Raw genomic sequence first — 22,794 nt, forward strand, 5'->3', positions numbered from 1 at the left:
GCCGCACGGCTGGGCCCCGCCTTCAGGGCACAGATGACCGTGAGTTCGACCCGCTTTCCACGCGCCCGCGCCTGCTCTGCCCGCCTGCTGGTGCTGCTGGCACTGCTGCTTTCCGCGTTCCCGCTGCTGGCCCAGGACTGGACCTACCGGGTCCGTCCCGGCGACACCCTGTGGGATCTTGGGGCGCGTTACCTGAAGCCGGGCGTGCCGTGGGAGCGACTGCAGGCGCATAGCCGCGTGAGCGACCCCTACCGGCTGCCGCCCGGCAGCCAGCTCAGGTTCCCCATTGCCTGGCTGCTGGTGCAGCCGGCGCCTGCCCGCGTGCTGGCCGTACGCGGCCGCGTGCAGGCACGGCCGGGCGACAGCGGGCCTCTGCGTGATGTCGTGGAAGGCGAGCAGCTTGGCATCGGCACGCACGTGGTTACCGGCAGCGACGCCAGTGTCACTCTCGTCTTCGCCGATGATTCGCGCCTGCAGTTGCGCGAGCACTCGCACCTGCGCCTGGACCAGCTCAGCCGTTACGGTCACACCGGCATGGTCGACACCCGACTGCGCCTGGAACAGGGCCGCAGCAGCAACCGGGTCACCCCCGCCAGGGGCCCGGCTTCGCGCTACATCATCGATGCCCCCACCGCGACCAGCAGCGTGCGCGGCACGCAGTTCCGGGTCAGTGCCGGCGGCGAGGGCCGCATGGCCGCCACTGAAGTACTGGAAGGACGCGTGCAGGTCGGCAACCGGCGCGGGCAGCAACTGGTTACCCCCGGTCACGCCACCCGGAACCGGACCTCGGATGCCCGCCCCGGCCCGCCGGAAGCCCTGTTGCCCGCCCCGGTTCTGGCCCGCAGCGGGCTGCGCCTGGACCCGCTGCCGGCGCAACTGGCGTGGGAAGCAGTAGCGCAGGCCACCCGGTACCGGGTAGAAGTAGTGCGCGCCGATCAGCCGGAGATCCTCTTGTTCGCCAGGGACACCGCCGACACCACCATGACCGTGCCCGACCTGCCTGCCGGCGTGCTGCGGCTGCTGGTGCGTGCGGTCAGTGCCGACGGCGTGGAAGGGATGGACGCGCAGGCCGATGTCGAGGTCCGCGACCAGCCGGCGCCGCCACTCACGGTGCGCCCGGTCAACGGAGAAGCGTTGGCCAGCGCGCGCCCACGCTTCGAGTGGAGCCAGGTCGACGGCGCCGCCAGCACGGTACTGCAGGTCGCCACCGAGCCGCAGTTCCTGCAGCCGATCCTGGAGCAGGAAGGCCGCGGCACCCGGATGCGCGCCAACGGCGACCTGCCCCCGGGCGCGTACTTCTGGCGCGTGGCCTCACGCGACGACAACGGTCACCGCGGCCGCTTCGGCCAACCGGTGGCGCTGGGCATCCGCGATGCGCCGGTCGACCCTGCGCTGCAGCCACCGCAGGCAGCCAAGGGGCAGCTGACCCTGCGCTGGCAGGCGGGCGAGCCCGGCCAGCGCTACCGCGTGCAGCTGGACAAGCGCGGCGATTTCGCCCATCCCTTCCTTGACCGGCAGGTGGACCAACCCGAGGTCACGCTCAAGCGTCCGTGGCACGGCACCCTGCACGTGCGCGTGCAGTACATCGATGACGATGGCCATGCCGGCCCATTCTCGCCCGCGCAGCAGGTCAAGCTGCCGTGCCGCACCTGTCGTGGCGCCGGTGCCGGCGCCCTGCTGCTGCTCCTGCTGCTGTGAGACCGCTTACGCTCTCCTGGCCGCGGCGCATCGTACTTGCGGTGCTGGTGGGCGTAGTGGCGGCAGCGGCCAGCCACGGGCAGTGGTTCTGGAAGCAGGATGAAGCGATCTACGACACCTACGCTGGCTCGTGGGACTACGCGCCAGATCCCCGCCTGCTGATCGTGGCCATCGATGACAGCAGCCTGCAGCAGCTCGGTCAGTGGCCGTGGCCGCGCTCGACCCATGCGCGGCTGCTGGACCGCCTGACCGCCGCTGGCAGCCAGCGCGTAGCGCTGGACCTGCTGCTGTCCGAACCGGACCGCCAGGACAGCGCGCAGGATGCCGAACTGGCTGCTGCGATCCGCCGCAACGGCCACGTAGTGCTGCCGGTGCTGGCGGCACCCTCCAGTGGGCCGCGGATGGCCGAGGAACTGCTGCCGATTCCGTTGATTGCCGCCAACGCCTCGATGCTGGGTCATACCGATGTGGAAGTGGACGCCGATGGCGTTACCCGCGGGTTGTATCTCACCGCAGGCATCGGCTCACCACACTGGCCAGCGCTGGGCCTGGCGCTGGCCAACACGCGCGGGCCGCTTCCCGGACTGATCGATACCCGCCCTCGGCATGACGCGCCCTACCAGTGGCATCGCAACCATTACGTGCGGGTGCGCTTCGCCGGCCCGCCCGAGCGCGTCCCGCAGGTGTCGTATGCGGAGGTGCTCAATGGTGACGTCAACCCCGGGCTGCTGCGCGACCGTCTGGTGCTGGTCGGCATGACCGCCAGCGGCATCGCCCCACGGCTGCTCACCCCGACCACGCGCGAGCGCTGGATGAGCGGCACCGAATACCAGGCCAACGTGGCGTCGATGCTGCTCACCGGCAATGTTGTCAACGTATTGGCGCCATCATGGCAGGCGGTGTTGAGCGGCGTGCTGGTGGCGCTGTGCGCGCTGGGGCTGACCCTGCCGCGCGCGGTGGCAAGTGCCCTGCTCGCCCTGCCGCTGGCGCTGCTGTCCAGTTTCGTCCTGCTGCGCGGCGGCCACCTGTGGTTCGCGCCAGCCGCTGCGCTGACCTGCATGCTGGCGGTCATCTGCGCGTGGGTGCTGTGGCGGATCGCGGCATGGCGCCGGCAGGCCAACAGCGATGGATTGACCGGGCTGGGCAACCGCCTGCGTTTCGAACAGACGCTGCAACAGGAACATGATGCCGGCCGCCGCAGCGGCCGCCCGCTGACCCTGGTGCTGATCGACGTGGATCACTTCAAGCAGCACAACGATCTGCACGGCCACCACGCCGGCGATGCGGTATTGCGCCGGATCGCCAACGAGATCCGCGCGCATGCGCGGCGACCGCGCGACATGGCCGCACGGTTTGGTGGAGATGAGTTCGCGCTGGTGCTGCCCGATACGACATCGGAAGGCGCAGTGCAGGTGGTCGAAGACCTGATCGCCGCGGTACGCGGCATGCATCTGTCGCCCGGGCCGCCGCTGCACGCGCAGATCACCCTCAGCGTGGGCCTGTACACCCGCACCCCCGATGCCAGCAGCGAACCGCGCCATTACTTCGAAGGCGCCGACGCGGCGCTGTACCGCGCCAAGGCCGCAGGCCGCGACGGCTACGCCACCGGCGACGGCAACGACGCCTACGAATCGTAGAGCCACGCCCTGCGTGGCTGCTGTTCGTGACCGCGTAGCCACGCAGGGCGTGGCGCTACACGTGGGCTGCGAAGATGGCCTTGATTTCCGGTGTGCCAAACCGAACCGCCCAGGTGGCCGTCGTCAATCCACCGGGGCCTGCCGAGTGCGGATTGGCGCCGCGACGGAGGAGCAGTGCGGCCACACCATGATGCTCCTGCCACACCGCCGCCTGCAGCGCTGTTGGAGTCGAGCGGGGCCTTTCCACGGCCAGATTGATGTCGGCACCGCCATCCAGCAGCGCTTCCACAATGGCCTCGCGGCCATGGAATGCGGCGTCATACAGCGGGGTGTCGCCGGATGATTTGAGGATATTGGGATCCGCACCATGCGCGATGAGCACCTTCACCACTTCCAGGTGCCCACTCATCACCGCCGCGCTCAATGCAGTCTGACCGTCACCGTCATGTTGATTGACATTGGCACCGCAGCCAAGCAGCTGCCTGACCGCATTCACATGACCGTGCGAAGCCGCCCGATGCAACGCAGTACATCCACTCGTGGCGATGCAGTCCAGGGAGTCGCGGCCATGGGTGTCGACCATCTCCTGCAGCACCGTCACATCGCCGGCAATGGCGGCCCGCATCCATTCCCTGGAGGCAGGATGCGAACGATCCCGCTCACGCTGCTCGAACAGCTCCAGGATCCGCCCCGTCTGGTCGTAGCACGCCTCTGAGCGCGCGCGTCCGAGCGGCGTGGACCCATCGTGCGCCGTCGACCTGAAGTGGATGCCGGGATGCTGCAACAGCAGCTCGACGATGGGCGCGTCCCGGTGCTTGACCGCGTTCCACAAGGGCGTGGTGCCATCCCAGGTACTGGCCACATTGGGGTCCGCACCGGCATTCAACAGCTGCTTCACGTTCTCGAGGTGCCGGTCTTCAACGGCCAGCCACAACGCCGATTGATGGTGGCGGCCAGTACTGTTCGGGTTCGCGCCGGCCTGGAGCAGCGTGCCGACTGCATCGGCATCGCCCCACTCGATCGCACGGAGTAGTTCTCGGGAGGCACCGGGACGACCGTCGCTGGTGGTCACACCGTCTGCATCCACGCCCGTCTTCAGAAGTGCGGAGACGGCAGCCCTGTCGCCTGCCCTGGTTGCAGACTGCAGGGCAGTCTGAGCCGAAGGCTCGAATACCGGCATGGTCCCATTCCCTACGTGGTCCGGGGCGGCGACATTAGTGGCGGCGGGAGTGATCTGTGCGTTTTCGGACCGAAGGACGGGCTTGATCAGCGCTCCTGCACCACTGGTTTGCGAAATCATGACGACGTTTTCCTGTTTTGGGGATGGCCGCAGACGCAATGAACGGCCTGCCGCGCATGCTCGCAGTCGTCGGGCGGAGTGGATTCCAGGAAACGCGCAGCATCAAATCAGTCGCGACATTTCTGTGTCGCCACCGCACCGACCATTACGAAGCGCCATCCAGCGGTGACTGCATTAAGCGACTTCTTCGTCCGGCGGGGAGGCACGGCGGGAGGTGGATTGCGCACCATACGGGTGCGGATGGTAAGCTTTCCGCACCTCCCCAGCCCCCTTGACCACGCTATGAAGGCCAGCCTGTTCCGCCATGGACTCAATCTGTGGCCGCCGTTTCTGTTTGCCGGCATCCATGTCACCGAGGTCACGCCCGATTACCGCTTCGTCCGGGTGGAGCTGCGGATGCGGCCGTGGAACCGGAACTACGTGGGGACACACTTTGGGGGCAGCCTGTTTGCGATGACCGATCCGTTCTGGATGCTCACCGTCATGCAGAACCTGGGGCGCGACTATTACGTGTGGGACCGGGCGGGCGAGATCGAGTTCCTCAAGCCTGGCCGTGGGACGGTTACCGCCGAGTTCCGGCTGGATGAAGCACTGCTGGATCAGTTGCGGGCGGCTACCGCCAGTGGTGAGAAATATCTGCACTGGTTCAGCAATGACATTGTTGATGCACAGGGTGAAGTCGTGGCCCGGGTGCGCAAGCAGGTGTACATCCGGTTGAAGCCGCAGGCGCGCGGTTGACGCGTGGCGCGTATCGACCAACGGTCGATACCTGCCGGCTGGAGCGGCAATCGTGATGCGGCCCGTTTCACCGCGGTCAACACAGCATCTCCCGACAGGACGCATTCTGCGGCGGCTGGCCGCGTAAACCGGGCCCGCGCCCCGCTACAATGCGCCGATGTCACCAGAAGCCCCCCACCTCGTTCCGCGCCCCTCCCTGCAGCGCCTGTTCCTGACCGGCCTGCTTACCCTGCTGCCGATCTGGTTGACCTGGGTGGTGATCAAATTCGTGTTCGTGCTGCTGTCGGGCATCAGCAGCCCGGTGGTGGTGCCGCTGTCGGCGCAGATCGCCGCCTCGTTCCCGCACTACCTGGGCTGGGTCAAGGTGGAGTGGATGCAGAACGTGTTCGGCCTGCTGGCCACGCTGCTGGTGATCCTGAGCGTGGGCGTGCTGAGCCGCCGGGTGATCGGGCAGCGCCTGCTGCGCTGGTTCGGGGCGGTGATCAAGCGCATTCCGCTGGCCAGCATCATCTATGAAAGCGCCAAGAAACTGCTGGACATGCTGCAGACCGAGCCGGGCACCACCCAGCGCGTGGTGCTGATCGATTTCCCGCACCGGGACATGAAGGCCGTCGGCCTGGTCACCCGGGTGATCCGTGAACAGGGCACCGGGCGCGAGCTGGCTGCGGTGTATGTGCCGACCACGCCGAACCCGACGTCGGGGTACCTGGAAATCGTACCGGTGGAGCTGCTGACCCCGACCGACTGGACGGTGGACCAGGCGATGAGCTTCATCATCTCCGGCGGCGCCGTGGCGCCTGAGACCGTGCCGTTTACGCGGGCTGGGGAGCGCTGAATAGGCGTTCCGGCCCTCGGGCCGGGCTGCGTGGGACACGCGTGGCGTGTCTCTACGCTGTATGGCGCGGGCGCCGAGGTGGTTGTGGCCGGCTGAATCAGGCAAGCTCCCGGGTCTGTATAGGATTTACGGAAGCATTCGATGCCCCACCCCGCCCGTGCCTTGGCGCTCGTGATTGCCTCACTGCTGGTCTTCAGCGCCGCTGCCCCGGCCGAAGCCGCCAAGAAGAAGGCCAACCGGCCCGCCGCCGCACAGACGCGCCAGGCCAAGCCGAAGGCCAAACCCCGCGCCCGCCCCGCCGCCGCCCCCGCGCGGCAGCCGCTGGTGCGCCAGCAGACCAAGGCCGCCCAGCTCGAGCGCATCTACGATGAGTACTGGGACGCCTCGATGCGGCTCAACCCGCTCCAGGCCACCTTCCAGGGCGATGCCCGCCACAACGACCAGCTGCCCAACATCCTCTCGCCGGCCTACCGCCAGCAGTCGCACGATTTCACCGAACAGTGGCTGGGCAAGGTCGAGAAGATCGGCCCCGATGGCCTGACCGGGCAGGACCTGCTGAGCTACCAGATCTTCGTGCGCGATGCGCGCATGTCGCTGGCTGCCGAAAAGTACCCCGCCTGGATGCTGCCGGTGAGCCAGTACTACAACCTGGGCAGCATCATGGCCATCCTCGGGTCGGGCTCGGGCGCGCAACCGTTCAACACCGTGCAGGACTACGACACCTGGTCCAAGCGATCGCTCGGCATCCCGCCGCTGTTCGACCAGGCCATCGCCAACATGCGCGAGGGCATGCGCGCCGGCGTGGTGCAGCCGCGCGACCTGATGGAAAAGGTGCTGCCGCAGCTGGATGCGGTGATCAAGCCCACCGCCGAAGAAAGCATCTTCTGGGCGCCAGTGCGGAACATGCCCGACGATTTCCCCGAGGCGGACAAGGCCCGCATCACCGCCGAGTACAAGCGCATGATCGAGTACCGGCTGATGCCAGCCTATCGCGCCCTGCGCGGCTTCATCGCCACCGAATACCTGCCGGCCACGCGGAAAACCGATGGCCTGTCCGCGCTGCCCAATGGCGTGGCCTGGTATACGCAGAACATCGTGCAGAGCACGGCCAGCACGCTCACCCCGCAGCAGATCCACGCGCTGGGCGAACAGCGCGTGGCCAGCCTGCAGGAGCAGATCACGGCGGTAATGAAGCAGAACCGCATCCGCGGTTCGCAGCAGAAGCTGATGCGCAGCATGCGCACCGACAAGGACTTCCAGTACGCCACGCCCGATGCGCTGGTGATGCGCTACAAGCAGCTGCAGCAGCAGGTGGGCGCGCGCCTGCCTTCGCTGCTGGATACGCTGCCCAAGGCTCCGCTGGAGATCCGCCCGGTGGAAGCCGACCGCGCGGCCAGTGCGGCGGCCGTGAGTTACCAGCCGTCGCTGCCCGATGGCATGCGCCCGGCCGCGCTGTATGTGAACACCAATGCCCTGCCCAGCCGACGTACCTGGTCCGCGCCGGCGCAGTACCTGCACGAAGGCATTCCCGGCCACCACGTGCAGCTGGGTCTGCAGCAGGAACTGGACAAGCTGCCGCGCTTCCGTCGCCTCGGCGGCGACGTCGCGTTTGTCGAAGGCTGGGGCATGTATGCCGAATCGCTGGGCGATGAACTGGGGGTCTATCATGACCCCTACGCGAAGATCGCCTACCTGCAGGGTGCGTTGACCCGCAGTGCGCGCATGGTGGCCGATACCGGCGTGCATGCGCAGGGCTGGAGCAAGAAGCAGGCGGTGGATTATCTGGTCAAGACCGCCGACATGCCGGTGGAAGATGCCACGGCAGAAGTGGAGCGCTTCATGGCCCTGCCCGGCCAGACCCTGGCCAATGGCCTGGGCGAATTGAAGATGATCGAGTTGCGGGACAAGGCCAAGGCGGCACAGGGGGCGGCGTTCGACCCGCGCCGGTTCCATGCCGAAGTGCTGCGCGATGGCTCGATGCCGCTGGATATCCTGGAAGCGAAGATCGATCGCTGGATTGCGGCGCCGGCGGGCCAGGCGGCGCCGGGCGGCTGAACGGAAAAAGAAGCGGGCCGCGTCAAGCGGCCCGCGTCATGCCTCAGTATTCTTCCGGCTTGGCGCCGAGTTTCTCTTCGTCGCCGAAGATCATCGTCTGCAGGAAGTCGTTGCACCACCATTTACGCGCCATCTCGCGGGTTGTCGCGGCTGCGTCGAAAATCGGCTTCTTGTCGACGTCCGGCAGCGACGGCAGCGTTTCGGGCCCCGGCGGTTTGGTCGAGGGGTCGTCCAGCGAGGCCTGCACGCGCTGCATCAGCGTCTGCTTCTGGCCCTCGACAGAGGTCGTGTTGAAGGGCGCCATCGCTCCCAGTTTTTCCAGCATCATCAATCTACTCCAATCGGATTCAGGGGTAAGGGCAACTGTTTGAGCCGGGCATCGATCCCGCTGACGTATGCGCCGGCGCGCTGGCGCGCCGCTGCTTCCAGTGCATCGGCATCCACGCTGGCTTCCACGGCGGAAGACATCGCGCCCACCGGGTCCAGTTCAAACAACAACGGGCCGGCCTTGAGCATCGGCAACGCAGAGCGCGCCGCCACGATCTGTACAGGCGGCGCTTCGGCCTTGGCTGCCAACTGCGCCAGTACGGCTTCACCCAGTGCCGGCATCCGCTCCGGGACGTACAGCACCAGACCGGCCTCGGCTGCACCCAGCAACTGTTCGCAGCGGCGCACGACCAATGCCGCCTCCACGCCTTCTGCAGCCAGGCTCGCCGCGATCACATCACGCACCTGGCCGAGTACCGCTTGACGCGTGGCCTGTACGTCGCCCAGCGCGGCCGCCAGCAATGGCACCGCCTCGGCAATGGCGTCGGCGTAGCCTTGGCCGAATCCATCAACGCGCGCCTGTGCAATGGCGGCGTCCACCTGCTCCGGCAACGCCCCCAGTACGGCGGAGGCGCGACGCCGCGCGGCGGATTCGAGCTGGTCGGCCCGCGCGGCCTGGCCCAGCGCGCTGGGCGCGATCACCCCGCCCTGCGCGTGCGCCAGCACGTGCTCAGGAAAGCTTTTCAACATAGGTCACCGCCGTCCAGAAAAGGTCCATATCAATCCGTTCGCGCGGCAGCGGGCGCAGCCCATCGCCTGCCATGGGCGCAAACGGAAGCGAGAGCCGCGCGGAGAGCCAGGCGGGCAGCAATGGTGCCAACGGCTGAAGCTCCACGCCGCCCCAGATCAGCAGCACGCCGGCAAGATCCGCCGGTGCCGGGTCCTGCACACGGGCAACGGGCTGCGGCACATGGCCTGCCCGCATGAACGCCTGCACCGTGGCGGGCAACGCCGCATACCCCCGCTGGGACGGCAGCCACGCGGCCAGCCGGGCGGCCGCCATCAGCGTGGCAATCTGCGGCAGGTTCGGCCACAGGCCCAGCAACCGGCGCGTCACCATATCCGCCGGGTCCACCCGCGCAGCGGGCATCGGCAGACGCCGCTGGCGGATCAGCGTGGCGTTGAGCCAGCGTTGCTGATCCACCGTTGCGCTGGCATAGGCCTCCCGCCAGGGCCGGTAGTACGCGGCCGGGGCATACGCAATGTGCATGGCCTCATGCACCGCGCCACCGCCTCCAGCCGGCGGGTCCATCGCGTCGGGCGGAAACGCGCTGGAACGCCTTGCTTACGCGGTTCCCTACCGCAGGCACCAGGCGGATCAGCACCCATCCACCCAGCAGCAACAGCAGTGCAATGGCACCGCACAGCACCATCCAGGCCACTGGCACGCTGCGCTCACTGCCCGCGGTCACGGCCAGGGTCCGCGGCCCTTCTACTTCGGTAAGAATCACCGAGACGTTGTCGTACTCCACGCCATCGAAGGTGTTGCGCAGGAAGCGTTTTACGGTCTGCAACAGCACTTCGGCATCGACCCCGGGCTCATGCGCGACCACGGCCGCCACGTGCATACGACGACGCTCGGCACGTCGGCCTTCGGTGCCAAGGTTGGCATCGTAGTTCAGGTGCACGCGACTGGACTGCACACCATCGATCAGCTGCAGCGACTCTTCCAGCCGCTGCTCCACCGCCGATATCAGCCGCGCACGCTCACCGAGCGGCGTACTGACAAGAGAATCGGCCGGAAATGCCGCCGATACCTGGCTGCGCGGCGCCGACGGAAGATCGTTGCGCTGCATCAGCTCAATGGCTTCGGGCAGGTCGCGTGGCCCGACCTGGACCTGATATGCCCCCTTGCCGAGATTGAGCTTTTCGGCGTCGATGTTGTGGCGAAGCAGCACGGCAATCACTTCATTGGCCTGGCGTTCGTCCAGGTTCTCCAGCAGTGGCTTGCGCGCGCAGCCAACCAGAACCACCAGCGCAAGCAGGGGCAGCACCACACGCCACCGGCTGAGGCGGCGTACGGCAACCGCAAGAGGCGGCTTGTTCATGACTTGAGCAGCGTCTCCACCGCCTTGTTGGCATGGTTGGCCAAGCCCGCGGCTACGATCATGCGTTTGCTGTAGTCGGCCAGATTGAGCTGCAACTCGAACAGGGCCGCCGGGCTGGACGCGGTAGCGGGGTTGTTGCTGGCGGCCTGGATCGCGGCCAGGTCATTGCCAGCACTGACATAACCGTTGGCCAACGCTTGGCTCATGCGGTCAGAAAGTGGAACGGCAGCGCCTTCAGCGCCGCCCACCGCGTCAATCTCGGTGGCAATCTGTGTCACTTGCACGGGGGCATCTCCTGCGGTTTCCCGCATAAAGTCCTGGCGCCGGCAGCACTGCTGCCGGCGAAGGAGTTCATCAACCCAGGTTACGGGCGTTCTGCTTCTGCATGTCCGACAGGCTCTTGGCCGAATTCGACTGCAGCGTGCGGTAGGTGGTGTACGCCGACAGGGCAGTCTGATAGTCGGCCAGGTACGCCGGATTGGTCGGATCGCCCTCATCGCCGCCTTCAACACCATCACCGGCGATCTTCTTGAACGCTTTGTCCAGCGCCTCTTTCAACGTTCTTACGCCTTGATCAAATCGATCGCTGTGGTCGCCCAGCCAGCCCCACTGCGGCCCCTGGACATCGCCATCAAAATCGTCGCCCGGAACGGGCTTTGTACCAACGGTTGGTGTAGTCATTACAGTTACTCCGGAAGAAAGGTCAACGGCTGCCTGCCGTGGAAAAATCCCAGCGACCTTCGCCTACAGAAAGCAACTGGTCCTGGGAATACTGGTAGGAACGGCCTTTCAGCAGGTCGTCCCACAAACGGATGCTGATGCGCACGCGGCGCTCGCCCCACTGCTGCACGAAGTCATCGCGGTACTGCGCCATGGCGTGCAGCGATGCGTCATCGAGGAATACATCGTTGGAGATGCTGGCGCGGCCGGCCTGGCTGCCGGTGCGGGTGGTGATGCCCCGTGCGCGCAGCTCGTCACGCGCGATCGCCACCAGCTGGCCATCGCCTACCAGGCGCACATCGATGCTGGCCGCGTAGGGCATCTGCGGCACCAGCAACGCCTGCACCTGGCGCTGGCGCTCGGCGTCATTCAGGCCCAGGGCGGTGATCACCACCTCCGGGCGCTGCGGGGTGCGCAGGCGGATCACCGCGTAGGGCACGCTGGCACTGTCGAGCACGGCACCGATGCGTGCGGCCTCCACGTGGCGCTCGCGGTACTGGTCCTGCAGGCGACCGGCGCGCTGGCTGGCACGCTGGCCCCAGGCCACGGCCTCGGCGCTGTCGCTGAAGGCGTACAGGCGTCCTTCGGCGTCATGCACCACGGTGTAGTTGTAGGGCGACTTCGCCAGTACCGCTTCCAGCGTGCGGACCTGCGTGGCCGGCCGCTGGCGGTCGTAGAGCCACCAGCCGCCGGCGCCCACCGCCATCACCAGTGCGGCGACGGCAATCCAGCGGCGGGCGCCGGTAGCGCGCGTGGGGCGCATTACCGGGGTATGGGGCGTACCTTCGTCGACCAGCACCGGCAGGCGGTGGTCCAACACGGCCGCCGACCACGTCTCGGTGTCGGCGCGCACGGCGAGCGCGAGGCCTGCAACACGCACCACCGAATTCAGTGGCAGGTCCTGCGGATTCCAGAGGTCAGCTCCTTCAGCGCGCACTTCCAGCGTGATGCTGTCGTCGCTCAGGTGGAAGCGGAACGAGGCCGGGGCCAGATCGCCGGGGATGTAGAACACGTTGTCCGCGTTTGCCAACGTGGCGCCGAGCTGGCCTTGGTGCAGGGTGCGGGCCGGGCCGACGTGGAAGACGGTGTCGCCGGGAGAGAGGGTGAATTCCACGCCATCGAGCTGGCCGGAAAGCAGTTTCAACTTGTGCGCGGGGAGCATTGGAGTCCGGGGAATGCGGGATCGGAAGTGCCGGTGCACAAGGCATTGCGGCGACGACGCGCAGACTGACAGCTCCCCCGAACCCCCTCCATGAAACAAATTTCAATGTCCGCGCACTGCACTTTCTTGTAGTGGTGCCTATCGCACGGTGCAGACGCAATGCGTTACACGAATCATCAAGCAGCCGTATCCCGTTCGCTCAGTTCGACCGGCCGTGGTACAGCGCGGTGACCTTGCGCACGTACTGGCGGGTTTCGTTGAAGGGAGGCACGCGGTTGCCATGGCGTTGCACGGCGCCCTCACCTGCGTTGTACGCAGCCAGCATGAGGGTAAGGTCACCGTCGAAGCGACGCTTCAGCCAGACCAGGTACGCGGTGCCTGCACGGAGATTCTGCAGGGGATCGAGCAGGTCTTTCGCGCCGAAGCGTTTGCCCGTGGCGGGAATCACCTGCATCAGGCCGAGCGCTCCCGCGTGGGATCGGGCCTGGGGGTCGTAGGCGGACTCCACCGTCACGATGGCATGCAGCAGCCGTGCGTCCACGCCGTGTTCGGCGGCCACCTGGTCAATGAGCGGGCTCCAGCGCGACGCGGCCTTTGGACGCGACGCTGGGGTTGGCGCACGCGGAACGGGCGCTGGCACGTAGGTCCGGTGCGGATCAAACGCCTTTGCCCCCGCAAGGGGGGCATCGGAGACCTGTAGCTGGCCGTTGCGATCCAGGGTGGCGAATACCTGGCTGGCACCGGCCGGCAGGGCGGTGGCGGCCAGCGCCACCACCAGCCCCACACTCCAACGCCTCACGCCAGCGCGTCCGGACCGGCAATCGCGAGGTGCAGGTCGGCAAGCGTTACCACATCACGCAGGGCTTCGGCGTCCGGCAGCGTGCCGCCGGCTTCCTCGATCTGGATCAGCAGCGCGTGCATTTCCAGCGAGTCCACATCCAGATCTTCGACCAGACGCTGTTGGGAGCCAACCTCTTCCAGCGGCCGCCCGAGATGGGCGGCTGCCAGTTTGCGGATGTCCTGAAGGCTCAGCACCGCTTTCATGAGCTGGCCTGCTTCCGGGCGACGACCCTTTCCAAATGTGAGGCGAAGTTGGTGGTGGATGGTACGGCCGGAGCGTCGGCGGCCCGCGCCCTCGCCTGCAGGTTCCGAATGAGTCGGTTCAAATCGTCATCCGGCAAGGTCTTGAACAATGCAGTCTGCCGGTCACCCACCTTAATTGCCGGATCATCCCCATCCGTGCCCCCGGTGAGGGTCGGCGATGCATGGCCGGAATCATCGCTGTCATCCACCGAGGTGAATCCTTCCCGTGGTGCGCTGACGTCGGGCAGCTCATCATCGAGGCCAGTCAAAGCGCGCGAGGTCGAATCATCGACAGAATCCTGCTTTGCCAAATGGCTGGCATATGCCTCCTTCAAGCGAGTCGACGTGAAGCGTATCGGAGCTGCCGTCGCGGTATCCTGCGATTGGCGAAGTGTGGCACGCGAACGTCGATTGGCCTCGATGATCTTCCACCTGAGTTCATCGGCAGAGCCATCGTCTGAATCCAGGCTTTCGATCGAGGTACTGCGCGCGATCAGCGAGGAGGGCCCCATGAACGCCGGCGTCGGACCGGTTGCCGCAGGGACGTCAGGGTTGCGGGCATCCAGACGCTCCTCCTGCTGCAGCAGGCCCGGAAGCTCACCGCTTGCCCGCTTGGAGGCGTCCAGAATCGGAGCGCGCAGCGGGTCCGCGACGGAGGTAATGTCAATGTTGATGCTGGGGACCGAGTTCGAGCGGTCGAGCCCCTGCACCTTCCGGGTTTCGACGGAGAGCGGCAGCGACAGCGCACGCGCGATGGGTGAGCCCTGTGCGACACCGCTGATCATCCGGCTATCCGGCCGCGCCGGTGACGCCGTCGGCTCCGGATCAACGGTCGAGCCGATTGCCCTTCCCTGACCGCTATTGAAAATAGCGCGACTGGACTCCGACCAACCCGACAGCGTTGCACGTGAGTTGCTGGAGCCAGATCCGGAGCGCACCGCTGATCGGTCGCCCGCCTCCAGTGAGATTTTCAGTGCCGCAGACGCCCGCGACCGGGTCAGGTCCCAGGACGTCGCAGCGGTCGTGCCGGGATCCCGCCGCGCGCGCTCAGCGGCCTTCAGTTTGTTCCTCTCGACGAAGCGATCGGTCCCAATCTGCAAGGCGGTCTTCTCCGGCAATGCGGGGAAACCCTCACGGGTCTCTCCCTTGGTGCGCTCCTTGCCGGCCACAAAGCTCGGAAGGATCGGCTTCGCGCCGTTCAGCTGAATCAGTTCATTGAAGCGCCCGGGTGACGAGACTACCGGCGGGAGACGCTTCGCTGTTGCCGGGACATACGGCGTGCCGGCCCTGGCGCTTCGCTCCTTGACGTACTTCTCCACCGCCGACGGTTTAACCACATTCGGGTCTTTTCTACGCTCAGTGGGCGGCTCGTGCTCATCGCGCGGTTCCGTCCTTTCCTGGTAGCCGGCCGCCTGCAGAAAACCGGTGTACTCGTGGTAACCAGGGGCGCTGTCATCAGTGCCACCGGGACGGTTGGGACCCTTATTCTGCTGCACCTGGCGATTCTGCTCGTTCCGCTGGCGCTGATCGAGCTGCTGGGTTCCGCCCAGCTGGTTCCGGCTATCGTCCTGTCTCGGGTTGCGCGGACCACCATTGCCGTTGCCATCGCCATGGACCCGCTGCTCTGCACGGCGCTGGTCATTCTGCTGATTCCGATTCAGATCGCGCAGGACGCCATCCGGGGGCAGTAGCGCGGTGTTCGAGCGGTTCTGGCGCGACGTGTCCAGGTCCGGATCGGGTGCACGCGTGTTGTTGCGCGGCCCACCATCGCCATTACCATCGGCTCTCAACGGGGTCTGCTGCGCTCGTCCACGGTCTGGCACGCGCTGGTCGTCAAGCCGGCGCAGCGTACCTTCCGGCGGCAAGGTCGGGGTGGACGCGTTGCGAAGCGAGCGCGAATCGCGATGATCGCGCGTAACATCGGGGTCGGTCTGGACAGCTGCATCCTGACGCTGGATATCATTGCCGTTGTCCACGCCCTTCGGCTTCGGCACCAGGTCGGGTACGCGCGACACACCCGGACCGTTGGACCAGACGTTCAGGCGGTCCGTCTGATTGAGGAACTTCTCCAAGAGCTGGTCATACTGCCGTTCAAGCCGGGAACTGCGCTCTTCCAGCTTCTCGTTCCGCTTTTCCAGCTTCTCATTTCGCCGGGTAAGATGCTCGATCTGCGCGTCCCGGTTGCCAACCGTGTACGCGTCCCTGCGCATCTCCTCGATCAGCCGATCGAGATCGACGTTGTTGACGTGGTTCAACGGCGGTGCCGGCTTGTTCAGATGCCGGACCAGATCAGCGAAATCATTGTTGATCCTCACGTTGTTGTACGCGATCGGTGCACGGCGGTCATCAAGCGCCCACTGCGGGAGCTGAGGAGGTGCGTCACGCCCCGTCGCGCCCGGCTGTTCGCCCGTTCGACCGGGGTCGCCCTGAAGCACGTACTCCGGGAGTTTCAATATATCCAGAATGGCAACGATCAGGTGTTCGGCGCCGCCGCTGTCGATATGCGTCTGCACGATCTTCTCCAGGTCGTCGCACATCTGCTTCTGGAGGACCTCCATCGGATCAGCCGAACGGTCGTTACTGAGGAAGCGCCCAGGATCCCGTTGCCGCTCTTCTATGCTGGCCATCAACGGGCCTGGCAGGATCGCAGACGCAACGCGCTCAAGCAGACTCGCGACGGATTCATCCTTCGCGCACTCCAGCATGCGCTGCCGCGCCACCTTCATGGCATCGGTCAGCTTATCGCTGCTGCTGTCGCCGTGGTACCCACCATCCGGAACGGTCGTGCAACGGCCTGCCTTGATGCCGATCTCGATGAGGGACTTCTCGATCTTTTTCATGCATCGCATCACCACCGGGTCGGGGGAATCCGGATCAATGCGCGTCGCCAGGCTGGCATGCATTGCCCCCAACGCGGTCAGATGCATGAGAAGAAGATTGCCGAAATGCTCGGTTGTCTCCGGCCCAAGCAGCGTCAGCGTGCGATCCATGGCCTTCTGCTCTGACCGGGACAGCTTGTCGCGGGCAGCGGCCATGATGTCGTACGACACACTGATCGCATTGCTGTGCGCGCTGCGATGGTGTACGCCGATCACCCTCGCCATCTGGGACTGTGCGGAATTCGTCCTTGGCGAGTTGCCGACTGTATCAAGGGGGACCTTCCTTACGGCGCGCCCAAGATCAAACTGATTGGACCGTTGCGGGGCGATGGGGGCTGACGCCTGCGGAATTCTGGGCATTCTCAATCTCCTGGATGTGCGCCATCAGGTGTTGCGCACGTAACTCATATTGGCCTCGGACATCTTGTCGATGGACGAGCTCAAAATCTTTACAATATTGTCGAACTTCTGGGTCATCTCGTTGAGTTTCTCGCCAAGCACCTTGCTGACGAACTTGATCTGCTCGACGTTGCTGTCCTTCTGGTTCACCCAGGCGTTGTACGCACTGCTGTCCATCACATGATCGTTCGGAAGCGGATTTCCGGCGTTCTGCTCGGTGCCGTCCTCCATGCTCGCAATCAATCCCTTGACGGCTGAAAGGTCCATCTTCACGTAGTAGAGCCCTCCGCTGCCGGGGCCGGTGACACCCAGTCCCGGCAGGCCCAGAGAAACCCGGAAGGCTTCCGCAGCCGCGCGCGAGGGAAAGCCGGCCAGTGCATTCCGGTCCAGCGCGTAGTCCCAGGACAGCAGCGTCAGCTTCTGGTGAACCGCGGTGAAGTCGATCTTGACCGCCCCTTTGTCGCCGGACGCTGCGGGCTTGAGCATCTCCATGATGTTGGAGAAGGAGGTGTAGAACTTGAGGAACCTGGCCAGCGAGTCCTGATATTTGCTCAGCCATTCGGTCTTCAGGATCGTCAACAGGGCACCGATCTGCTCGAAGAAATCCGCATTCGACTGCCACACCAAGCCGCCGGCATCCAGCTTTTCCGCCGACTGGCTTATCGCGTCGATCACCTGCGCCTGCACGGATCCCTCGTCGGGAGACGCAGCCGACAGCACCATCGAGAGCGCACGCAGTGAATCGGCCCTCGAACAACGTGATGCGTCAAGGCTCGCCTCCATCATCAAGGCCGTGTCCTCCCCCGCCCGCCCGGCTGCATCCGAGGTGGCGACGCTGGCGAAGGTGGCTGCGTCGCGACTGGCCAGATTGAGGACGCAGGCAAGCTGCTTCAGCCTGGACATGGCGTCAGCGTCCAGTGCGAACGCGGCGATCGACACGGCCGGAACAGCCGCGGTCCGGGCCAAGACCGGCCTGGCCGCAAAGACGGCTATCGGAGCTTCCGCGATTCTTTCCATGACGATTTTCCTCACTGCAGATGAAAGAAGGCGCTGGCACCGGGCGCCGGTGCCAGCCTGCTGACGGGCAACTGTGGTGGGATTGGACAGCCGCGCCGGGTGACGTGGACTCAGGTGTTGTGTACGTAGGCGTTATTGGCCTCGGACATCTTGTCGATCGACGAACTCAGGATCTTCACGATATTGTCGAACTTCTGGGTCATCTCATTGAGCTTCTCGCCGAGCACCTTGCTGACGTGCTTGACCTGCTCCATGTTGCTGTCCTTCGAGGAGACCCACGCGTTGTAGGCAGCGCTATCCATCGTACCCTTGAGAATCGGACCCACGGGCGTGTTTACAAACACCATGCTATCGGCAATCTGTTCAACCGCCGAAACATCCATCATGACGTGGTACTTACCGTCCTCGCCCCGCATCACCTTCAGGCCTGGAAGGCCCATGGACTTGATGAAGTTCTCGGCCGCCGCCTGGGTGGAGAATGAGGCCAACGCATTTGCTACGCTGGGGTCCGTTCCGTACTTCTCTGCGAGGGCTACCAGTCTGTAATAAACGGTGCTGAAATTTGGATTGACATCGCCCTTGTCGCCCTCTGCGACGGGCTTCAAGTCTTCCATGATGTCGGAGAATTCCTGATAGAACTCCAGGAACTTTGCCAAGGCGTCCTGGTATTTGCTCAGCCACTCGGTCTTGAGCACCTCCAGCAGTGCGCTGATCTGTGCAAAGAAATCGGCATGCGAATTCCAGACCAGGCCACTGGTGTCCATATCGGCCGGATTCTTCATCGGCGACTGGAATCCGGGGATGCCAATGCTGTTCTCATCCTCCAGCACGATCTGCGGCATCAGGAAGGGGAACGCGCGCAGCAGATCCGCCTGGGTTCGCCTGGAATCCTGCAGCGCCTGTTCCAGTGCCGCCCCAAGTTCGGACTCCTTCTGCTTCCTGCGCTTCAGCTCTTCCAGAGCAACGGCGTCACTCAGCACTTCCGTGCTCGCGGGACCCAGGGTGCCGAGTCGAAGAGCCCTCAGTTCTTCGCCCAGCTCGATCTGGCGGACGGCAGCTGCGCCGGCACCGCGCGCCAAGCGGGCGAACTGTTGCAGGCGGGACAGGATCTCAGGGTGCAGGGCGGGCGTGTCCAGGGCGGCGGCGTTTACCTCGCTCTGGATGGTCTGAAGGTGCCACAGCGCCTTGGGCGCTGCAGCGGTATCAATTCCGGTGGTCATGGCGGTATCAGTACTTTCCGATGATATGTGCGCTGGTGCTGGACACCAGGTTCAACAGGCTTTCAAACAGTTGGGCGGCTGCGTCCCGCATATCGCGGGTCTTTACCGATTGATCCTGCTGTTCGTCGGCGATCCGGCGGAAGACATCGGCCACCAGCAGCGCCAACTGACGCTCGGCTTCGGTCATTTCGGCTTCGATGTTGACACCGGCGGAGACGGTTCCGCCGATGGAAGGGGCGAGCATGTTCAGCATCATCGCGTTGCTGGCGGGAATCTGGGCGCGTGCGTTCACCTCCGGGCTATCAGAGCGGAGATCATCCACCCCGGGCTCGCCCGCCTGTGCCCGGGCGACATGCTTCATCGACGTGTCAGCGCCTGCGTCTGCCTCAACCGCAGCGCTCAGGCGATCACCACGCTGGCCGATCTGCGCGGGCTTCCCGTCCAGCTCACGGGCAGGACGCATCTCGGACGCCGGGGTAGTGTTGCCCTTTGCGCCGCCGCTGGATGTTTTCACAGCCGAATCCAGCTTGTTTCCGCCCATGACATTCTTTTCAGCCGACTTCACCTGCATGGACGTCGACTTGAAGGTCTGCTTGAGGGCGGCGCCGCCGATCGCACCGGTCATCACCGCTGCACCGATGGCACCACCCAGGCCTTCGCGCGCCTTCTCGATGCCCTTGTTGCCCGCCAGGATGGTGATCTCGCGCTGCATCACCACCATCTCCGTGCTGTTGTCGCGATCCATCTTTTCGAACTTGAGCAGCAGATGCCGCAGCATCGCAAGCAGATGGCTGAACGGACTGGACGTGATCCACGCGCCCGCGTTCGCTGACCGTTCACCGATGTCGGCGTCCAGGCCTGTCGCCGGGACCGGAGCCGAGGCGGCCGTCGCACTCTCACGGGCGTTCCGGTCGGTGGCCTGCGTCACCGCACCTTCGCTGGCACGGGCAGCTGCGCCCTCTTCGCTCCTGATCGGATCCTGGCTCGCCGTCAGGGCTGCCAGCATCTGCGGCAGCTTGCTCACAATGCCGGCAAGACGTTCACCTGCTTCGCGCACCGGAATGGTAGACGGACGCAGCTCCGCCACCGGTGCCGGACCAGTGCGCCCTTCACCGGCCCCGGTGCCGGCCAGCATCCGGGCGGCAACAGCGTCGGTAAGCGTGCGGATGGTGTCGGCGTTCATTGCCGTGGGGGTGCCGCGCGCGACAGCTTCACTGCCTGCGGTCTGCTTGCCCAGCGAAGGCTGGATCGGCGCCAGGGTCAATGGCGTGGGGAGGATGGATGTGGTCATCAAATGTGCCCTATGTGTATGGTGGAAGGGTGGCCGGGTCAGGCAGTCGCGCTGCCGATGCGTGCGGTGACGAAACGGGCAGTGTCGTGCTCCGATTCCTGGACGTTTGTCATCTGCTGGAACAGGTCGGCCACCAGGTTGTTGGTCTGCATGAAGTACTCCAGGATCTTCTGGATGAGGTCACGGAAGATCGCGCTGTCGGCCAACCCGACTTCCAGCTGTGCCAGCAGCTTTGCGGCATCGATGTGCATCTCGGCGATGACGACCGCACCAATGCCTTGGCTGGTTTGATTGGCGAACTGCAGCGTGTGAGACGCTTTCATGGCATACCCCGCGCGCGTGGCCAGGGTATCGGCGTTGCTTCCAGTGACCTTGGCAGCGGTCTTGCTGATTGCCTTGGCTACGTCGTCCACGGTCTGGCTCACCGAACGTGCGGCAGCCTTGATCATCTGCGGCAATGCCTTGCTGATCGCCTCGGACACCGCACGGGTGACGGCCTTGGCCAACTGCTGCACGGCAGCAGTGCCAGCGACCTTCTTGGTCAGCACCACGGCGGCGATGATCATGGCGGCCACCGCGATCACGCCCAGCACGTCCTTGATCTTGTCCACGAACGCGGAGGAGACTCCCAGTGAGGTGAGGATGTCGCCGATGACGTTGCCGACCTGCTTCACCAGCTCCATGACCAGCTTCATGATGGGTTCCATGATCTTGCCCATGATGTCCAGGCCCAGCTCTTCGCCGATAGCCAGCGCCAGCCCCACGCCGGCCAGCACCATGCTGGCGCCGCCGGTGAACGGCGCCGCGACCACCGCCACCACCGCGACCACCCAGCCGACGATCTTGCCAATGCAGCCCATCTTTTTCTGGGCCGCTTCGGCTTTGGCCAGTTCTTCCTGGTACTCCCGTGAGCGGCGCATGTTTTCTGCCTCGCGCAGCTTCAGCACCTCCTGCACCAGCTTGGTGTCTGCTTCCAGCTTGGCGTCGTTGGCCTTGCCAATGATTTCCTGCAGCACGGCCAGCAGTTCGCTGAGCATGGCGGCATTGGTCCGGGCCTTTTCGTCGCCGCGGGCGCTGACGCTGCCGTTGGGGTCAAGCTTGTCCGCTTCGCTCTTGAACTGCTCCAGATCGGCCAGCGCCTTGTCCAGCACTGCACCCGCTTCGAACAGTGCCTTGGTGGCAGCCTCCACCTGGACCTGCTGCTCGGCGACCTTGCCCTTGGCTGCCTCCAGCTGGGCGCGGATGGCCTCCTGTTCCTCCGGCGGGGCGTCGGCCAGTGCCTGCTCCAGCCGGGCCACTTCGGCCTCGGCCTGCTTCAATGCTTCCAGCGCGGCGGCGAGCTCGCCTTCGGCGGTGCCCACGTCAGCCATCGCCGATTCGACCAGCGCCTGGGCAAGGCGGATGGCTTCGGACAGCTCGGCGGCCGACGCAGCGCGCTGGGCCAGACGCTGTTTGACCAGTTCCAGCTGCGAGGCCAGGCTGCGGCCGTTTTCGGTGGTGATCACTTCGCTCAGCTGCATCAGCAACTTGGCCAACGCCGCCTCCGGCGTCAACGGGGCCTGCGGCACGCCACTTGCTGCAGCGCGCATCACCCGCGCCATGTCGGCCAGGCGCAGCGTGGGCTTGTTCGGATCCTGCGCTTCTGTCCCGTCTGCCGCAACCAGCCGCTCCTCCGCGGCTTTGGCCAACAGATCCTGCGCCTGTCGGCTGATGGCTTCAATCTGGACGATTGATGCCGCACCAAAGCCGGCGGCGACGGCCGCGGCATGGGCGCGCGCGGCAGGCGTGGAGGTAATGGCCAACGGCGTCAGGCCGGGGGAAGCGGAGATGTTCATGCGGAATCGGTTTCCTCGGTAGTATCGGGCGGCGTTTCGCCATTGCTGGCCAGCGCCTGCAGGTAGACCTTGGCCCGTGCAAGCAGGGCGGGATCGGTGGAACGCAACTGCACCGTTTCAAAGCAGCCCTTGGCCATGGCGAGCTTGCCCATGGCCAGGTGACACTGGCCGACATGCAGCATCGGCCGTTCGTCGCTCTTGAGCAGCGCGTAGGCCAGTGCGTACATGTCGATGGCCTTGGCATACTCCTTCTTCATCTGCAGCACTGCGGCCAGGCCGAGTGCGTAATCGCCGTTGTAGAAGTCGTACAGGTACAGGAAGCGGAAGAACGTCTCGGCCTCGTCCAGACGGCCGTCGGTGTAGAAGCGGTGCGCGTAGGCGTACACGCTTTCCAGCAGGTCATCGCTGACCCCCTTCAGATCCTTGATTGCGGCGCCGGTCTGGGCGCCTTCGAACAACAGCTGGGCCAGTTCATCGAGCTGGGCCTGTTCGATTTCGGATCCAGCGGGGGCGTCGGGGGCATGGTTCATGGTGGTGTACCGGGTTGGTG

General features: G+C 65.4%; 21 protein-coding genes. 5 read left to right on the forward strand and 16 right to left on the reverse strand.

All coding sequences use genetic code 11. The features are described from left to right. The first annotated feature begins 33 nt into the window (after positions 1–33). Both ACGFZ3_RS10485 and ACGFZ3_RS10490 read left to right on the forward strand, forming a co-directional pair. The gene (locus ACGFZ3_RS10485) at positions 34–1,698 is read left to right on the forward strand and encodes a FecR domain-containing protein (RefSeq protein WP_392920232.1); all 1,665 of its coding nucleotides are present in this window, start codon (positions 34–36) and stop codon (positions 1,696–1,698) included. Then, positions 1,695–3,335: a CHASE2 domain-containing protein gene (locus tag ACGFZ3_RS10490; RefSeq protein ID WP_392920235.1), complete on the forward strand. Its 1,641-nt coding sequence runs from the start codon at positions 1,695–1,697 to the stop codon at positions 3,333–3,335. The genes ACGFZ3_RS10485 and ACGFZ3_RS10490 overlap by 4 nt, the downstream gene beginning before the upstream one ends. Positions 3,336–3,390: 55 nt before the next feature. Here ACGFZ3_RS10490 and ACGFZ3_RS10495 read toward each other — a convergent pair whose 3' ends face one another. Further along, the gene (locus ACGFZ3_RS10495; protein ID WP_392920238.1) at positions 3,391–4,635 is read right to left on the reverse strand and encodes an ankyrin repeat domain-containing protein; all 1,245 of its coding nucleotides are present in this window, start codon (positions 4,633–4,635) and stop codon (positions 3,391–3,393) included. Positions 4,636–4,917: 282 nt separating this feature from the next. Here ACGFZ3_RS10495 and ACGFZ3_RS10500 point away from each other — a divergent pair, with 282 nt between their 5' ends. From ACGFZ3_RS10500 to ACGFZ3_RS10510, 3 genes are all read left to right on the forward strand, one after another. After that, entirely contained in the window at positions 4,918–5,373 is a 456-nt protein-coding gene (locus ACGFZ3_RS10500; RefSeq protein ID WP_392920241.1) for a DUF4442 domain-containing protein, read from the forward strand. 157 nt (positions 5,374–5,530) lie between these two features. Continuing rightward, a complete protein-coding gene (locus ACGFZ3_RS10505) occupies positions 5,531–6,208 on the forward strand; it encodes a DUF502 domain-containing protein (RefSeq protein WP_068853557.1) in 678 nt (225 codons plus the stop codon). Between the two features lie 141 nt (positions 6,209–6,349). Beyond that, on the forward strand, positions 6,350–8,263 hold the full coding sequence (locus ACGFZ3_RS10510) for a DUF885 domain-containing protein (protein ID WP_392920245.1): 1,914 nt from the start codon (positions 6,350–6,352) through the stop codon (positions 8,261–8,263). Positions 8,264–8,306: 43 nt separating this feature from the next. Here ACGFZ3_RS10510 and ACGFZ3_RS10515 read toward each other — a convergent pair whose 3' ends face one another. The 15 genes from ACGFZ3_RS10515 to ACGFZ3_RS10585 all read right to left on the reverse strand — a co-directional run bounded on the left by ACGFZ3_RS10515 (position 8,307) and on the right by ACGFZ3_RS10585 (position 22,774). After that, positions 8,307–8,591, reverse strand: a complete 285-nt coding sequence (locus ACGFZ3_RS10515; protein WP_392920248.1) for a hypothetical protein — start codon at positions 8,589–8,591, stop codon at positions 8,307–8,309. Next, complete coding sequence (locus tag ACGFZ3_RS10520) at positions 8,591–9,277, reverse strand: hypothetical protein (RefSeq protein ID WP_392920251.1); 687 nt, start codon at positions 9,275–9,277, stop codon at positions 8,591–8,593. The genes ACGFZ3_RS10515 and ACGFZ3_RS10520 overlap by 1 nt, the downstream gene beginning before the upstream one ends. Next, on the reverse strand, positions 9,261–9,800 hold the full coding sequence (locus ACGFZ3_RS10525; RefSeq protein WP_392920254.1) for a hypothetical protein: 540 nt from the start codon (positions 9,798–9,800) through the stop codon (positions 9,261–9,263). Before ACGFZ3_RS10525 ends, ACGFZ3_RS10520 begins: the two co-directional genes overlap by 17 nt. A gap of 4 nt (positions 9,801–9,804) precedes the next feature. Then, positions 9,805–10,638: a type III secretion system inner membrane ring lipoprotein SctJ gene (sctJ, locus tag ACGFZ3_RS10530; RefSeq protein WP_392920257.1), complete on the reverse strand. Its 834-nt coding sequence runs from the start codon at positions 10,636–10,638 to the stop codon at positions 9,805–9,807. Further along, on the reverse strand, positions 10,635–10,922 hold the full coding sequence (gene sctI, locus ACGFZ3_RS10535; RefSeq protein WP_392920260.1) for a type III secretion system inner rod subunit SctI: 288 nt from the start codon (positions 10,920–10,922) through the stop codon (positions 10,635–10,637). Before sctI ends, sctJ begins: the two co-directional genes overlap by 4 nt. A gap of 70 nt (positions 10,923–10,992) precedes the next feature. Then, entirely contained in the window at positions 10,993–11,319 is a 327-nt protein-coding gene (locus tag ACGFZ3_RS10540) for an EscF/YscF/HrpA family type III secretion system needle major subunit (RefSeq protein WP_392920263.1), read from the reverse strand. A gap of 22 nt (positions 11,320–11,341) precedes the next feature. After that, positions 11,342–12,502 carry a PrgH/EprH family type III secretion apparatus protein gene (locus ACGFZ3_RS10545; protein WP_392920267.1) on the reverse strand — a complete coding sequence of 387 codons (1,161 nt, stop codon included), beginning with the start codon at positions 12,500–12,502 and terminating at the stop codon, positions 11,342–11,344. Positions 12,503–12,719: 217 nt separating this feature from the next. Next, positions 12,720–13,319 (reverse strand): lytic transglycosylase domain-containing protein, encoded by a 600-nt coding sequence (locus ACGFZ3_RS10550; RefSeq protein ID WP_392920270.1) that lies wholly within the window; start codon positions 13,317–13,319, stop codon positions 12,720–12,722. After that, positions 13,316–13,564 (reverse strand): acyl carrier protein, encoded by a 249-nt coding sequence (locus ACGFZ3_RS10555; protein WP_392920273.1) that lies wholly within the window; start codon positions 13,562–13,564, stop codon positions 13,316–13,318. Before ACGFZ3_RS10555 ends, ACGFZ3_RS10550 begins: the two co-directional genes overlap by 4 nt. Continuing rightward, entirely contained in the window at positions 13,561–16,707 is a 3,147-nt protein-coding gene (locus ACGFZ3_RS10560; protein WP_392920276.1) for a hypothetical protein, read from the reverse strand. The genes ACGFZ3_RS10555 and ACGFZ3_RS10560 overlap by 4 nt, the downstream gene beginning before the upstream one ends. 159 nt (positions 16,708–16,866) lie before the next feature. After that, on the reverse strand, positions 16,867–17,898 hold the full coding sequence (locus ACGFZ3_RS10565) for an IpaD/SipD/SspD family type III secretion system needle tip protein (RefSeq protein WP_392920279.1): 1,032 nt from the start codon (positions 17,896–17,898) through the stop codon (positions 16,867–16,869). Between the two features lie 110 nt (positions 17,899–18,008). Further along, positions 18,009–19,118, reverse strand: a complete 1,110-nt coding sequence (locus tag ACGFZ3_RS10570; RefSeq protein ID WP_392920283.1) for an IpaD/SipD/SspD family type III secretion system needle tip protein — start codon at positions 19,116–19,118, stop codon at positions 18,009–18,011. 7 nt (positions 19,119–19,125) lie between these two features. Then, on the reverse strand, positions 19,126–20,409 hold the full coding sequence (locus tag ACGFZ3_RS10575; protein WP_392920286.1) for a hypothetical protein: 1,284 nt from the start codon (positions 20,407–20,409) through the stop codon (positions 19,126–19,128). 38 nt (positions 20,410–20,447) lie between these two features. After that, positions 20,448–22,244: a type III secretion system translocon subunit SctE gene (gene sctE / locus ACGFZ3_RS10580; protein WP_392920290.1), complete on the reverse strand. Its 1,797-nt coding sequence runs from the start codon at positions 22,242–22,244 to the stop codon at positions 20,448–20,450. Then, a complete protein-coding gene (locus tag ACGFZ3_RS10585; RefSeq protein ID WP_392920293.1) occupies positions 22,241–22,774 on the reverse strand; it encodes a SycD/LcrH family type III secretion system chaperone in 534 nt (177 codons plus the stop codon). Before ACGFZ3_RS10585 ends, sctE begins: the two co-directional genes overlap by 4 nt. Between the last annotated feature and the right edge of the window lie 20 nt (positions 22,775–22,794).

Origin of the sequence: Stenotrophomonas sp. NPDC047960 (assembly GCF_043204395.1) — a bacterium.
Lineage (GTDB): Bacteria > Pseudomonadota > Gammaproteobacteria > Xanthomonadales > Xanthomonadaceae > Stenotrophomonas.